Consider the following 13,112-nt stretch of genomic DNA (forward strand, 5'->3'; position numbering starts at 1 on the left):
GGTATCGCCACGCGTCGCGGTCACGCGGTACCGCTGCGCTCACAACAGCCCCGCCTTTTGGCGGGGCTCGCTCTTTATGACCGTTTTATCTGGGCCTTACAAGACCGCACTCCCCCGCTTTCCGCTGTTTGGAAGTGCGCAGGCCCCCGTGCTGGAATGCCTGAACTGCCCAATAGTCAAAGACGTACTCCGTAGTGGTCGATGACACACCGGGCTCTGAGAGACTGCGGCACGACGATAGGTGCCCGCCGCCGAGAGGTTGTTGGTCGAGTGAGGCGAAGCAAGAACGGTCCCGAGCCGTCGGCACGGGGCAACTTCACCCCGCCGCCGCGCGCTGCGGCGCCCACCCCTGTGCCAGCCGCGGAACCACCGGCCGCGCCCGCGAAGAGCGGCGGCCGTTTCTCCCCGCGCAACTGGCGAGTGCCGACCAGGCTGAACGCGATCCTGCTCATACCCGTGGTCGTCGGCCTGGTCATGGGCGGCTTCCAGGTGAAGAGCTCCATCGACACCTGGCAGGAGGCCCGGGACGCGGAGAACACCGCGCGTCTGGTCCGCGCCTCCCTCAGCTACGCCGACGCCCTGTACAACGAGCGTGACGTCACCGCGGCACCGCTGCTCCTGAACAAGGACAAGGCCACCGTCACCAAGGCGCGCGCCGAGACCGACAAGGCCGCCGACGCCTTCGACGCGGCCGCGCAGAACATGCCGCAGAAGTCCGGCCTGGAGCGCCGCCTGAAGCTGTTCCGCGAGGCGGAGCCCGCCCTCACGAACCTGCGCGCCGCCGCGTACACCACCAACCTCGGCGGTGTGAAGACGGAAGAGGGCTACACCCAGGTCGCCCACCCGCTGATGGAGTTCGCCAACGAGCTCGGTCTGGGCACCGGAAACATCACGTCCTACGGCCGTACGGTCTACGCCATCTCGCTCACCAAGGCGGCCCTGTCGCTGGAGCGGTCGATCGGCATGCACCTGCTGATCAAGCCCGGCCCGGACGCCGGCAACCTGGCCACCCAGCGCGTCGCCCTCTCGTCGTACGCCTACCTCGAAGGCATCGCCGTCGAGGAGTACCTCGGCGGTGGCACCGAGGCGGACGCGCAGAAGCTGGCCGGTCTCCAGCAGAAGATCAAGACCGACGGCGCGGCGATGGTCCAGCAGGCGAAGGCCAAGAACCCGGACTACGTGGCCCCGCCGTCCAAGGACAACGCGATGGTCTCGGCGCTGGCGACGCTGCAGGACACCGACCCGAGCACCCGCCAGACGCTGGCGGCCGGGGGCATCACCGCCGACAACTGGTGGGCGGTCAACACGCTCAAGTACAACGCCTACCGCACGATCGAGTCGGACATGGCCGACAAGGCGGTGAGCGAGGCCTCCGGCATCGCCGACGACGCGAAGACCTCCGCGTTCATCACCGGTGCCGCGGTCGTGGTCGCCCTGCTCGCGGCGTTCATCCTGGCCGGCATGGTGGCCCGCCAGATGTCCCGCTCGATGCGCCAGCTGCGCAACGCCGCCTTCGGCATCGCCGAGCAGCGCCTGCCGATGCTGGTCGACCAGCTCTCCCGCACCGACCCCGGCCGGGTCGACACCCGGGTGGCGCCGATCCCGATCACCTCGACCGACGAGATCGGCGAAGTCGCCCGCGCCTTCGACCAGGTCCACCGCGAGGCCGTCCGGCTCGCCGCCGAGCAGGCCCTGCTGCGGGGCAACATCAACGCGATCTTCACGAACCTGTCGCGCCGCAACCAGTCGCTGATCGAGGGCCAGCTGACCCTGATCACCGACCTGGAGAACAACGAGGCCGACCCGGACCAGCTGGAGAACCTCTTCCGCCTGGACCACCTCGCGACCCGTATGCGCCGCAACGGCGAGAACCTCCTGGTCCTCGCCGGCGAGGAGCCCGGCCGCCGCTGGGACCAGCCGGTCCCGCTGGTGGACGTGTTGCGCGCCGCCTCCTCCGAGGTGGAGCAGTACGAGCGCGTCGAGCTCTCCGGCGTCCCGGAGGCCGAGATCCACGGCCGCGCGGTCACCGACCTCGTGCACCTGCTGGCCGAGCTCCTGGAGAACGCCACCACGTTCTCCTCCCCGCAGACCAAGGTCCGCGTCACCGCGACCCGTCTCCCCGACGGCCGCATCATGATCGAGATCCACGACAAGGGCATCGGCCTCACCGCCGAGGACTTCGCGGACATCAACCACAAGCTGGCCAACCCGCCGACCGTGGACGCCGCGATCTCCCAGCGCATGGGCCTCTTCGTGGTCGGCCGGCTCTCCGACCGGCACGGCATCCGGGTCCAGCTGCGGCCCTCCGGCGAGCAGGCCGGCACCACCTCGCTGGTCATGCTGCCGGACGCCATCACCCACGGTGGTGGCGGCGAACAGCAGCTGGACCGCGACGAGTTCACCGTCTCGCAGATCATCCCGGAGCAGCAGTTCCACGCTGAGAACTTCAGCCAGCAGCCGCAGCTCCAGCCGATGCGCACGGCGGCCGAGCTGGGCTTCGACGACAGCCGCTACGTGGAGGTCCCCGACGACATCCGCGATCTGGACCCCGTCGGCCGCTCCCTGATGCGCGAGGAGCGCCGTGCGGCCCTGGAGGCCCAGGCGCAGCCCGGGCAGGCCCCACAGCTCCCCCAGAGCCCGCAGGAGACCGCGGAGATCCCGGCCTACGCCGACGAGTTCGACCGGGGCCAGCAGGGCTACGACACCAGCGGTACGGGCTTCCAGGAGCAGCCCACGGGCTTCGACGCCGGGCAGCAGTACCAGGAGCGGTCGCAGAGCGCGTACGACGAGCAGTACTACGCGCCGAACGGCGGCCTGCCGCAGAACGACACGTTCTCGCCGGACGCCTTTGCCACCAACGGCGGCTACCCGGAGCCCACGTATCCGGAACCGGCCCAGGAAGAGCCCACGGCCGCGCCCGCCGCCGCCTCCGACTCGTTCCAGGGGTTCGGGGAACAGCCCTACCAGGACGACTGGCCGCAGCAGGGCCAGCAGCAGGACAGCTACCAGAACGGTTACCCGGCCCAGTACGCTCCGGAGGCGGAGTCGGCGCAGGCCGGTGACGTGGACGAGCGGAACCGCGTAGGCTTCGACCGTCCGGGAGCGGCCCCCTCGGCCGGCCACCAGCTGACCAACGCGGGGCTGCCCCGCCGGGGATCCGGCGGTCCGGGCGGCGCGAACGGCGCGGGTCCCGCGCAGCAGGCTCCGGCCGCGGCTTCGGCTCCGGGGGCCTCGGCTCCGGAGTCCAACGGCGACAGCAGCTGGCGTTCGGCGAACGACGAGCGCTGGCAGCAGGCCTCGGCGCTGCGTAAGCCCAAGGCGGGCGGAGTCACCTCCTCCGGCCTGCCGAGGCGGGTTCCCAAGGCCAACCTGGTCGAGGGAGCCGCCGAGAACACCCCTCAGGGCGGCCCACAGGTCTCCCGCGCCCCGGAGGACGTCCGGGGCAGGCTGAGCAACCTGCGCAGGGGCGTCCAGCGCGGACGCAACGCAGGCAGTGAAACGAACGGCCAGGCCACTAGGAATCAGCACAGTGGTCCTGACAGCACCTACAACCAGGAGCGTTAGTGTGAGCCCGATGAGCCAGGCGGCACAGAACCTGAACTGGTTGATCACCAACTTCGTGGACAACACCCCGGGGGTGTCCCACACGGTGGTGGTCTCCGCCGACGGACTCCTTCTGGCGATGTCCGACGGCTTCCCCCGCGACCGCGCCGACCAGCTCGCGGCCGTCGCCTCCGGTCTGACGTCCCTGACGGCAGGCGCGTCCCGGATTTTCGAGGGCGGCAGCGTGAACCAGACGGTTGTGGAGATGGAGCGGGGGTTCCTGTTCATCATGTCCATTTCCGATGGGTCCTCGTTGGCCGTCCTGGCCCACCCCGAGGCCGATATCGGCCTGGTTGGGTACGAGATGGCCCTTTTGGTGGACCGAGCGGGCACGGTTCTTACCCCGGATCTGCGTGCGGAACTCCAGGGAAGCCTTCTCAACTAACAAGCAGACGGTGCGTTTTCGCGTCCCGGGGCCGTAAGGTTTCGGGACGCGGCTCCACAGTGATGGGTGCCCGGCACGGTCGGAGGAGGAGAGAAAGTGGCAACACCCCCAAACGGTTCGAATAACGGCAACTGGTCGTACGGTCCTGCGCAGGGCCAGGGCGACGGTTCCGCGAACCGGTACAACTTCCCCTCCACGCCGAGCCACCGGCAGCCGTACGCACCGCAGGGCCCCGGCCCGTCGCCGTACGACCAGCCGCCGGCGCCGCGCATCCAGCCGGTACAGCCGCAGCGCCGTCCCGAGCCGGCGCCGGCCTCGGGGTCGCACAACCCCTTGGTGCGTCCGTACGCCATGACCGGTGGCCGGACCCGCCCGCGGTACCAGCTCGCCATCGAGGCACTGGTGCACACCACCGCGCAGCCGCACCAGATGCAGGGCCAGCTGCCCGAGCATCAGCGGATCTGCAACCTCTGCCGGGAGATCAAGTCGGTGGCCGAAGTCTCGGCCCTCCTGTCGATCCCTCTCGGCGTGGCCAGGATCCTCGTCGCCGACTTGGCGGAGGCGGGCCTGGTCGCCATCCATCAGCCCGGCGGCGACGAGAACGCCGGTGGCCAGCCAGACGTGACACTGCTCGAAAGGGTGCTCAGTGGACTTCGCAAGCTCTAGCGGAGGGCCTTCCCGCTCCACCACGTCCGCGAAGATCGTGGTGGCGGGCGGCTTCGGCGTGGGCAAGACCACGTTCGTCGGTGCCGTCTCGGAGATCAACCCGCTGCGCACAGAGGCCGTGATGACGTCCGCGTCTGCCGGCATCGACGACCTCACCCACACCGGGGACAAGACGACCACCACGGTCGCCATGGACTTCGGCCGCATCACCCTGGACCAGGACCTGATCCTGTACCTCTTCGGTACGCCGGGTCAGGACCGCTTCTGGTTCATGTGGGACGACCTGGTACGAGGTGCCATCGGCGCGATCGTGCTCGTGGACACCCGGCGCCTGGCCGACTGCTTCCCGGCGGTCGACTACTTCGAGAACTCGGGTCTCCCGTTCGTCGTCGCCCTCAACGGCTTCGACGGCAGCCAGCCGTACAACCCCGAAGAAGTCCGCGAGGCGCTCCAGATCGGCCCCGACACCCCGATCATCACGACGGACGCCCGCCACCGCGCGGACGCCAAGTCGGCCCTGATCACCCTGGTCGAGCACGCGCTCATGGCCCGCCTGCGCTAGCGGTCAGCCGCACGAGGGGCCCTTTCCGATCGGAAGGGGCCCCTTTGTCATACCCCGCCGGCGTTACGACTGGGGACGACCGTGGCCCGCTCGGCCGCCCGGACCTGGCTGGGCGGGAAGCAGCGGGAGCAGGAACGCCGCATGGACATGGCCGAGTTGATACGGCTGCGGGTGCCGGGCCTGCGTCTGCAACGCAGCGTCGAGCGGCAGTTCGGGGAGATGGCGGACGCGGTGTTCGACCGCCTCGCGCCGTTCCTGGACCGGGCGCGGGCCTGACGGAGTCCGGCCGGGAGGCCGTGGTCAACGGCGTGTGCGACACGTTCGCCGCCGCCGACCTGTCCGACGAGGCGATCCTGGCGGCGGACGCGAACCCGGCGGAGGTGGTCCGCCGGGTGACCCGGGCGGTACGGCCACCGGTCGGCTCGGCGAGGCGGAAGGCCGCCTGTACGAGCTGCTGGCGCGTACGACGTCCCTGGGCACGGAGATCGCCCGGGTCCTGGAGAAGCTGCCGGACAGGTCGCTGTTCGCCCCCGAGGGCACGGACCGGGACGGGGACTTCCGGCGCCGGTACCTGGAGCTGGTGAGCACGGCCCTGGACGAGGTGGAGCTGTTCCGGCGGGCGTCGGACCGGGCGGCGGCCCAGGTACGGCTGTCCGTGGCGTACGTCAGCCTGCGGGCCACCGGCGACGAGGGCGGGACCCGGCTCGCCCGCCGCTCCCTGCCGCTCCTGCGGCCCGACATGAGCCTCCGGGAGGCGGCCGCGGGCGAGGGGCGGCCGGGATGCGCGTCGAGGCGGCTCTGGGCGGCTCCAGGCGGGTCCTGCTGCGCGGTGAGGCGGACTCCGGCAAGACGACGCTGCTGCGCTGGCTGGCGGTCACGGCGGCCCGCGGGGCGTTCACCGGCGAGCTGGCCGACTGGAACGGTCTGACCCCGGTGTTCGTGAAGCTGCGGGAGTTCAGCGGGCGGGCGCTGCCGGTGCCGGAGGCGATGCAGGAGACTGCGTCCTCCCCGACGATCCGAGCGCCCTGGAGTTCCCCGGCGTGGCGGTCGACATCCATTGACGAGCACACCACGGCCCCGCCCTCCCCAAGGGAGAAGCGGGGCCGTGGTCACGTCGTGCCGAGGGCTCAGTGCCAGCTGTGCGGCGCTCGGAAGCCGTTTTCGCGTTCCAGGCGGCGCCAGGCGGCCTTCGCGCGGCCTCGGTGGGTCTGCTCGGTGTCGGCGGTCGGCCGGGCGGCCGCGCGGGCCAGGAGGACCGCCGTTATGGCGGCGACTTCCTCCGGGTCGGCGTTGCCCTTCTCCACGCGAATGTCAGGGACGTTCATGGATTCAGTCTCCGTGAGAGAGGTTTCCGCAGGATTACTGCGGGGGGTTGCCGTGCTTACGCGACGGCAGGTCGGCGTGCTTGGTGTGCAGCATCGCCAGCGACTTGGCGAGCACCTCGCGGGTCTCGGCCGGGTCGATGACGTCGTCGACCAGGCCGCGCTCGGCCGCGTAGTAGGGGTGCATGAGCTCGGCCTTGTACTCCTTGACCATCTTCTGCCGCATGGCCTCGGGGTCCTCGGCCGCGGCGATCTGCCGACGGAAGATCACGTTGGCCGCACCCTCCGCACCCATGACCGCGATCTCGTTCGTCGGCCAGGCGTACGTCAGGTCGGCACCGATCGACTGGGAGTCCATGACGATGTAGGCACCTCCGTACGCCTTGCGCAGGATCAGTGAGATCCGGGGCACGGTCGCGTTGCAGTAGGCGTAGAGGAGCTTCGCGCCGTGGCGGATGATCCCGCCGTGTTCCTGGTCGACACCGGGGAGGAAGCCCGGTACGTCCAGGAATGTGACGATCGGAACATTGAAAGCGTCACACATCTGGACAAAGCGCGCAGCTTTTTCACTCGCCTCGATATCCAGGACGCCCGCGAGGACCTGCGGTTGGTTGGCGATGATGCCGACCACCTGGCCGTCGATCCGGGCCAGCGCGCAGATGATGTTCCGCGCCCAGCGCTCGTGGACCTCCAGGTACTCGCCGTCGTCGACGATCTCCTCGATCACCTTGGTCATGTCGTACGGCCGGTTGCCGTCGGCCGGGACCAGGTCCAGGAGGACGTCGCTGCGGCGGTCCACGGGGTCCGTGGAGTCGACGCGGGGCGGGTTCTCGCGGTTGTTCTGCGGGAGCAGCGAGAGGAGGTAGCGGACCTCCGCGATGCAGGTCTCCTCGTCGTCGTACGCGAAGTGGCAGACGCCGGAGGTCTCGGCGTGCACGTCGGCGCCGCCGAGGCCGTTCTGGGTGATCTCCTCGCCGGTGACCGCCTTGACGACGTCCGGGCCGGTGATGAACATCTGCGAGGTCTCGCGGACCATGAAGACGAAGTCCGTGAGGGCGGGGCTGTAGGCCGCGCCGCCGGCGCAGGGGCCGAGCATCACGGAGATCTGCGGGATGACGCCGGACGCCTTGGTGTTGCGCTGGAAGATGCCGCCGTAGCCGGCGAGGGCGGAGACGCCCTCCTGGATACGGGCGCCGGCGCCGTCGTTCAGGGAGACCAGCGGGGCACCGGCCGCGATGGCCATGTCCATGATCTTGTGGATCTTGGTGGCGTGGGCCTCGCCCAGCGCGCCGCCGAAGATCCGGAAGTCATGGGCGTAGACGAAGACGGTACGGCCCTCGACCGTGCCCCAGCCGGTGATGACGCCGTCGGTGTAGGGCTTCTTGGCCTCCAGGCCGAAGCCGACCGCGCGGTGCCGGCGCAGCTGCTCGACCTCCTGGAAGGAACCCGGGTCCAGGAGCAGCTCGATACGCTCCCGGGCCGTCAGCTTGCCCTTGGCATGCTGCGCCTCGGTCGCCTTCTCGCTGGGCCCCGCCACGGCCACCGCACGGATCTCGTGCAGCTCGGCGACCCGCCCGCGTGCGTCCGTCGGCTCGCCGGTGGGCTCACCCGTCGTCTCTTCCAAAACGGTCATGTAGCGACCTTACGAAGGACACCAAGGATTACGAGACGTCGACTCCGTACAGTCTCCGACCCGTTTTCCTGGAACCACTGAACAGAACCAGAACGACATGCAGCCGTTCCGACTGCTCAGAGGGCTGTGGCGTTGTAGGGGTGCCACAAAGGCAGCACCTGAGACGCGCCTCACATTCGCGGGCGCCCCATACCACCCCCGGAGTGAAGGGGCCCCCGGACGGCGGGTCCGTCGCCCGCTTCGCCCGCAGCGCGACCCACTCACCACCGAGCCTAACCCGCAACCTCGCCACACCCTCCCGTCACGTCGCGATCCGGCGCACACGACGTTACGGTGCGTAATAAGCGCGACACGGGAATCGATGATGTTGAATGTTGTACGGAATAGCGCTACGGTAGGCGCCGTTGAGTTCGTTGAACATTAAACATCAACGGTCCGTGCCTTCGGCAGCCACCGCTCCCAGGCCGCGACCCGTCCCCCCAAGGAGCACGTCATGGGCATCTTCGGCCGCAAGAACGACGACACCACCACCGCTGCCGTCCCCGGCGCCGACACGGCCACGCTGACCGGCGACTACACCGTCGACCCGGCGCACACCACGCTCGGCTTCGTGGCCCGGCACGCGATGGTCACCAACGTCAAGGGCAGCTTCCAGCAGTTCGAGGGCTCGCTGCACCTGGACGGCGCGGACCCGGCGAAGTCCACCGCCTCCCTCGACATCACGATGGACAGCATCACCACGGGCAGCCCGGACCGTGACGGTCACCTGAAGTCGGCCGACTTCTTCAAGACGGACGAGTTCCCGACGATGACCTTCCGTTCCACCAAGGCGGAGGCCCTCGGCGGCGACGACTACCGCATCACCGGCGACCTCACGATCCTCGGTGTCACCAAGCCGGTCACCATCGACCTGGAATTCAACGGCGCGGCCAAGGACCCGTTCGGCAACGAGCGCGTCGGTTTCGAGGGCAAGGCCGAGATCAAGCGCTCCGACTGGGGCGTGACCTGGAACGCCGCGCTGGAGACCGGTGGCGTGCTCGTCTCCGACAAGATCAAGCTGAACTTCGACATCTCCGCGATCAAGAACGCGTGAGCCCGCGGCGCCGGACCGCCGGCCCCGATCACGCCCGCTGAGCGCCCGCCCTCGACTCCCCTGAGGGCGGGCGCTCGGCCGTGTCCGGACGTCCCGCATGTGTCCTAGTAGTCGATGGTCGGGTACCAGTCGCCGCGCCCTTGCGGGGTGAGGTCGAGGAGGTGCCAGACGGGCGTCAGCAGGTCGATGCCGCGCTCCTGGATGTCGTCGGCCATGCGCGGATGGGCGGAGTAGGTGTGCCGGACCGTGCCGTCGCCCGCACGGGTGAAGACGGAGACCGTGGAGTCCTGCGCGCCGTCCTTGTCCTCACTGCCCAGGTCGTACTTGAACGTGCTGTCGCCACAGCTGAGCAGCCGCAGCCGGTGCCAGCCGCGATCGCGGGCGTACTGACGGAGGGTGGGCGGGTCGGCGGCCGCAGCGATGACGAAGTCCGCGTTCCGGGCCACGTGGTGGGCGATGCCGTTGTAGCCGTCGATCCACAGCGTGCACATCGGGCAGGCGCTGGTCTGGAGCTTGCCGTACATGAAGTGGTAGACGATCAGCGGGCGTCCGGGGCCGGAGAACAGCTCGCTCAACGCGACCTCACGGACCGGGGTGTCACCGGCGCCGAGGTCGCCGGGCCCTTCGAGGAAGACGTAGTCGTCGACGGCCGACCCCTGCGGGAGCGCCCGGCGCAGCGCCGCGACCTCTTCCCGGCGCCGCATCAGCTCGATCTCGGCCCGCCGCAGCTCCTCGCGGGCACCGAGATACTCCCCGGACTCCCCTTCCAGCCTCGTCTGCCGCACCATCGCGTCCTCCTGGAGTGGGGTCCCCCGCCCAGGCCCTCAAGTCTAGGCCGGTGACTTGCCTCACTCACCTTCGTACAGACGCGCCAGGTTGACCAGCACCACCTCTCCCCGGTCGCCGGCGGCCCGGAGATCGTCGGTGAACCCAGCTCCGCTTTGACTCGCATCTTCGAGGTCCGCCCGCCCTGCGGGCCTCCTCGCGGACGCGCACGGCATCGTTGTACACGACGCGGGCGCACCCGAACGCCCTGGCCAGCGCGCGGCGTTGGCCACGTTCCGGGTACAGGTCGGGTAGCCGGGATGCATTACTGCACCCCGGCCCCCTCAGAACCGTGCGTGCACCTTTCAATGCACACGGCTCAAGCTCGCCCCATGGGCCAGCGCAGTTTCACTTGGCCTGTACGCCATCTTGAGCGTGTAGCTGTCGATGGCATGCGGAGTGCACGAGACGAAGATTGGTTCGATCGCCGGAACCGCCTTCTCTCCGGTAAACGAAGTGATGCTTGTGCAGCATCTTTTTCGAGGCCGCAAACCAGTTGATCCACGGCGTGGTTGGACACCGAACATGCTTCCCTTGTCAATGCCGTGTTGTGGGCAGAGAAGGCGGAGCACAGGACGGCCGCGACAGGTCTGGGAGTTTGTATCGACAGGTATCTCCACTTCCGGCGGCACTTCACTGACGGTGTGACTGTCTCCGATGCCCTGCATACCGCAGCGCGGCGGGACCGAGATCAAGTCCTGGAGTTGTTCTCCTTGGCCTCCTCGGGGAATGCTCACCATGAACTACGTCAGTATCGTGAGGCCGCCATCGCTCACACGCACGCTCTCCGCCTGGCGTACTCGATCGGCGACCTGAGCGGCCAGGCAGCCGGCTGGACCAACCTGGGCCGTTGCATGCACGAGTGGGAGCAGTACGACATCGCCGCGCAGATACACAGCCACAGTCGGGCACTGTTTTCGCAGCTGGGTGACGACCACAGAGAGGCGATGGCCTGGAACAACCTCGGCATGGCCCTCGGAGAGCTTCGCCGATTTCAGGAAGCCGCCCAGGCGTGCGGACGTGCCCAGGAGATCTACGCCCGGCTGGGGGATCGACAGCGCGAGGCAACGGCATGGATCAATTTGGGCGCAGCCTTGGCAGAAGGCCCTGACTTCGACTCCGCTGCCAATGCCTACATGAATGCAGCAGACCTCTTCGCCGAACAAGGAGATCACCACGGAGAGGCTTCAGCTTGGAGCAATGTAGGCTCGCTCCTGAGTGATCTCCAGGAATTCGACATGGCCGCCAAGGCGCTCTTCACAAGCGAGGCGGTGTACGAAGCCCTCGGCGATTGGTACAACGTGGGCAGAATCCGCTGGAACACCGCACTCCTTCATGAACGGCAAGGCAAACACCTCGAAGCACAAGCGTCCTGGACCGCCAGCGCCGAGGCATACGAGCGGGCCCAGGCCCCCGAAAGGGCCGCCAAAGCTCGTCGGAACGCTCAGATGTAGTCACTCCCGCACCACGAGCTCGCACCACACCACCTTCCCCGGCTCCCGCTCCCCCACCCCCCACTTGTCCGCGAGCAGGCTGACCAGCAGCAGGCCCCGGCCGTGTTCCGAGTCCGGTGACATGTCGCCGTAGCGGAGTTCGCCCGGGCCGCTGTCGTGGACCTCGGTGCGGAGGACTCCGTCGGGGTGCAGGGTCAGCCGGAGGCGGAAGCCGCGGCCCGGGGGTACGCCGTGGAGCACAGCGTTGGTGGTCAGTTCGCTCACGCAGAGCAGTACGTCGTCCGCGCGCGGGCCGACCTCCCAGTCGGCCAGGACCGTGCGCGTGAAGTCGCGGGCCACGCCGACGGATCTGCGGTCCCGGCGGTAGAACGCCTCGCGGGTGTGGGGGTGTTGGAGTTCCCGGTTCATGAGGCGAGTGTCACCGTGAGTGACTAATATGGATCAGTGAGTGAAGTCGTAGTTCTGACTTCTACGAGTCCACTACGAGCGGTCCGGGCGCGCACGGGGGAAAGGGACACGCATGCACGTGGCGAGGAAGCCCAAGAAGGTCGGTTCGTGGCACGCGGTCGGAGCGCTCGTCGCCCACTACCGGAAACAGGCCCGGCTCACACAGGAGCAGTTCGCCGAACTCGCGAACCTGCATGTCGACACGGTGGGCTCCATCGAGCAGGGGCGGCTTGCACTTCAGCCGGATCGGGCGGAGCAGTTCGACGAACTGCTGGCGACAGGCGGGGCCTTGGGTGTGCTGGTGACGAAGATGCCGGTGCGGGAGCGGATCGTTCAGTTCGCGCAGGGGCTCATTGATCACGAGCAGGAAGCGCTGGGAGTTCTGTCGTACGAGATCCAACTGGTGCCTGGACTGCTCCAGACCAGGGAATACTGCCGCGCCACCTTTGACTCCCGCTATCCCGCGCTCGGGACCGAGACGGCCGAGCAATGGGTCAACGCCCGAATGGAAAGGCAGTTGATCTGGCAGCGGGACCGGCCGCCCGTGGGGCACTTCATCCTGGAGGAGAGCATCCTCAGGCGAGAGGTCGGCAACCGTGAAGTGATGCGGGCACAGGTCCGCCAGATCCTGGAGTACACCGAACCCATCCACATGAGCGTGCAGATCATGCCCATGGACCGCATGCCGCATGCGGGGCTCGCAGGCCCCATGACACTACTGGAGACACCCGAGCACAACTACCTCGTCTACCTGGAGGTCCAGCGAGCGAGCTTTCTCGTCGACGATCCCGACGAGGTCAGCGACTATCACCACAAGTATGGAATGCTGCGGTCGCAGGCCCTCTCGCCCGAGGAGAGCGTGCGCTACTTGAATGGACTGCTAGGAGAGTCATGAACACCGCAGCGTCGCTTGCCTGGTTCAAGTCCAGCTACAGCAGCAACGAGGGCGGCAACTGCGTCGAGGTCGCCTCACACACTTCCGCCATCCACGTCCGTGACTCCAAGACCCCCGCCGGACCGATGCTCACCCTTTCCCCGTCCGCCTGGAGCGACTTCCTTGAGCGCCTCGCCCGCTGAGCAGATCGACTGGGTCCTCGTCGCCTCGTACCAGAACCTGCCGGG

Annotated in this window: 16 protein-coding genes and 1 pseudogene; 11 read left to right on the top strand and 6 right to left on the bottom strand. The window is 68.4% G+C overall.

Annotated elements, in window-relative coordinates:
- Window positions 1-270: 270 nt before the first annotated feature.
- From ACGFZQ_RS19070 to ACGFZQ_RS19100, 7 genes are all read left to right on the top strand, one after another.
- Window positions 271-3,564: a nitrate- and nitrite sensing domain-containing protein gene (locus tag ACGFZQ_RS19070; protein WP_393841330.1), complete on the top strand. Its 3,294-nt coding sequence runs from the start codon at window positions 271-273 to the stop codon at window positions 3,562-3,564.
- Between the two features lie 10 nt (window positions 3,565-3,574).
- On the top strand, window positions 3,575-3,988 hold the full coding sequence (locus ACGFZQ_RS19075) for a roadblock/LC7 domain-containing protein (RefSeq protein WP_217455051.1): 414 nt from the start codon (window positions 3,575-3,577) through the stop codon (window positions 3,986-3,988).
- Between the two features lie 96 nt (window positions 3,989-4,084).
- Window positions 4,085-4,654 carry a DUF742 domain-containing protein gene (locus ACGFZQ_RS19080; RefSeq protein WP_351739454.1) on the top strand — a complete coding sequence of 190 codons (570 nt, stop codon included), beginning with the start codon at window positions 4,085-4,087 and terminating at the stop codon, window positions 4,652-4,654.
- Entirely contained in the window at window positions 4,635-5,216 is a 582-nt protein-coding gene (locus ACGFZQ_RS19085) for an ATP/GTP-binding protein (RefSeq protein WP_123973912.1), read from the top strand. Before ACGFZQ_RS19080 ends, ACGFZQ_RS19085 begins: the two co-directional genes overlap by 20 nt.
- Window positions 5,217-5,285: 69 nt before the next feature.
- Window positions 5,286-5,492 carry a hypothetical protein gene (locus ACGFZQ_RS19090; protein ID WP_393841510.1) on the top strand — a complete coding sequence of 69 codons (207 nt, stop codon included), beginning with the start codon at window positions 5,286-5,288 and terminating at the stop codon, window positions 5,490-5,492.
- Between the two features lie 32 nt (window positions 5,493-5,524).
- Window positions 5,525-5,800 (top strand): hypothetical protein, encoded by a 276-nt coding sequence (locus tag ACGFZQ_RS19095; RefSeq protein ID WP_393841331.1) that lies wholly within the window; start codon window positions 5,525-5,527, stop codon window positions 5,798-5,800.
- On the top strand, window positions 5,797-6,144 hold the full coding sequence (locus ACGFZQ_RS19100) for a hypothetical protein (RefSeq protein WP_393841332.1): 348 nt from the start codon (window positions 5,797-5,799) through the stop codon (window positions 6,142-6,144). Before ACGFZQ_RS19095 ends, ACGFZQ_RS19100 begins: the two co-directional genes overlap by 4 nt.
- Window positions 6,145-6,343: 199 nt before the next feature.
- Here the strand turns inward: ACGFZQ_RS19100 and ACGFZQ_RS19105 are convergent, their stop codons facing one another.
- Window positions 6,344-6,541, bottom strand: a complete 198-nt coding sequence (locus ACGFZQ_RS19105) for an acyl-CoA carboxylase subunit epsilon (RefSeq protein ID WP_350783849.1) — start codon at window positions 6,539-6,541, stop codon at window positions 6,344-6,346.
- Window positions 6,542-6,575: 34 nt separating this feature from the next.
- Window positions 6,576-8,171, bottom strand: a complete 1,596-nt coding sequence (locus tag ACGFZQ_RS19110) for an acyl-CoA carboxylase subunit beta (RefSeq protein WP_393841333.1) — start codon at window positions 8,169-8,171, stop codon at window positions 6,576-6,578.
- 493 nt (window positions 8,172-8,664) lie between these two features.
- Here ACGFZQ_RS19110 and ACGFZQ_RS19115 point away from each other — a divergent pair, with 493 nt between their 5' ends.
- Window positions 8,665-9,264, top strand: a complete 600-nt coding sequence (locus ACGFZQ_RS19115) for a YceI family protein (RefSeq protein ID WP_393841334.1) — start codon at window positions 8,665-8,667, stop codon at window positions 9,262-9,264.
- A 104-nt stretch (window positions 9,265-9,368) separates the two neighbouring features.
- On the opposite strand, the gene ACGFZQ_RS19120 is transcribed toward ACGFZQ_RS19115, so the two are convergent.
- From ACGFZQ_RS19120 to ACGFZQ_RS19130, 3 genes and pseudogenes are all read right to left on the bottom strand, one after another.
- A complete protein-coding gene (locus ACGFZQ_RS19120) occupies window positions 9,369-10,052 on the bottom strand; it encodes a DUF899 family protein (protein ID WP_393841335.1) in 684 nt (227 codons plus the stop codon).
- Between the two features lie 169 nt (window positions 10,053-10,221).
- Window positions 10,222-10,335 (bottom strand): annotated as a pseudogene (locus ACGFZQ_RS19125) (helix-turn-helix domain-containing protein); the annotation flags it as partial.
- Between the two features lie 102 nt (window positions 10,336-10,437).
- Complete coding sequence (locus ACGFZQ_RS19130) at window positions 10,438-10,563, bottom strand: HNH endonuclease (RefSeq protein WP_393841336.1); 126 nt, start codon at window positions 10,561-10,563, stop codon at window positions 10,438-10,440.
- 170 nt (window positions 10,564-10,733) lie between these two features.
- Here ACGFZQ_RS19130 and ACGFZQ_RS19135 point away from each other — a divergent pair, with 170 nt between their 5' ends.
- Window positions 10,734-11,543 carry a tetratricopeptide repeat protein gene (locus ACGFZQ_RS19135; RefSeq protein ID WP_393841337.1) on the top strand — a complete coding sequence of 270 codons (810 nt, stop codon included), beginning with the start codon at window positions 10,734-10,736 and terminating at the stop codon, window positions 11,541-11,543.
- Here the strand turns inward: ACGFZQ_RS19135 and ACGFZQ_RS19140 are convergent, their stop codons facing one another.
- Window positions 11,544-11,951 (bottom strand): ATP-binding protein, encoded by a 408-nt coding sequence (locus ACGFZQ_RS19140; protein ID WP_393841338.1) that lies wholly within the window; start codon window positions 11,949-11,951, stop codon window positions 11,544-11,546.
- Between the two features lie 112 nt (window positions 11,952-12,063).
- Here ACGFZQ_RS19140 and ACGFZQ_RS19145 point away from each other — a divergent pair, with 112 nt between their 5' ends.
- The gene (locus tag ACGFZQ_RS19145; protein ID WP_393841339.1) at window positions 12,064-12,885 is read left to right on the top strand and encodes a helix-turn-helix domain-containing protein; all 822 of its coding nucleotides are present in this window, start codon (window positions 12,064-12,066) and stop codon (window positions 12,883-12,885) included.
- Window positions 12,882-13,067, top strand: a complete 186-nt coding sequence (locus ACGFZQ_RS19150) for a DUF397 domain-containing protein (protein ID WP_393841340.1) — start codon at window positions 12,882-12,884, stop codon at window positions 13,065-13,067. Before ACGFZQ_RS19145 ends, ACGFZQ_RS19150 begins: the two co-directional genes overlap by 4 nt.
- Window positions 13,068-13,112: the final 45 nt, after the last annotated feature.

Source organism: Streptomyces sp. NPDC048254 (assembly GCF_043201895.1).
GTDB lineage: Bacteria > Actinomycetota > Actinomycetes > Streptomycetales > Streptomycetaceae > Streptomyces.

What these genes read in the sequence shown, in the direction of transcription:
- ACGFZQ_RS19075 (WP_217455051.1), top strand. Translation starts at nt 3,575, where the DNA reads ATGAGCCAGGCGGCACAGAACCTGAACTGGTTGATCACCAACTTCGTG.
- ACGFZQ_RS19105 (WP_350783849.1), bottom strand. Translation starts at nt 6,541, where the DNA reads ATGAACGTCCCTGACATTCGCGTGGAGAAGGGCAACGCCGACCCGGAG.
- ACGFZQ_RS19110 (WP_393841333.1), bottom strand. Translation starts at nt 8,171, where the DNA reads ATGACCGTTTTGGAAGAGACGACGGGTGAGCCCACCGGCGAGCCGACG.
- ACGFZQ_RS19115 (WP_393841334.1), top strand. Translation starts at nt 8,665, where the DNA reads ATGGGCATCTTCGGCCGCAAGAACGACGACACCACCACCGCTGCCGTC.
- ACGFZQ_RS19120 (WP_393841335.1), bottom strand. Translation starts at nt 10,052, where the DNA reads ATGGTGCGGCAGACGAGGCTGGAAGGGGAGTCCGGGGAGTATCTCGGT.
- ACGFZQ_RS19130 (WP_393841336.1), bottom strand. Translation starts at nt 10,563, where the DNA reads ATGCTGCACAAGCATCACTTCGTTTACCGGAGAGAAGGCGGTTCCGGC.
- ACGFZQ_RS19140 (WP_393841338.1), bottom strand. Translation starts at nt 11,951, where the DNA reads ATGAACCGGGAACTCCAACACCCCCACACCCGCGAGGCGTTCTACCGC.
- ACGFZQ_RS19145 (WP_393841339.1), top strand. Translation starts at nt 12,064, where the DNA reads ATGCACGTGGCGAGGAAGCCCAAGAAGGTCGGTTCGTGGCACGCGGTC.
- ACGFZQ_RS19150 (WP_393841340.1), top strand. Translation starts at nt 12,882, where the DNA reads ATGAACACCGCAGCGTCGCTTGCCTGGTTCAAGTCCAGCTACAGCAGC.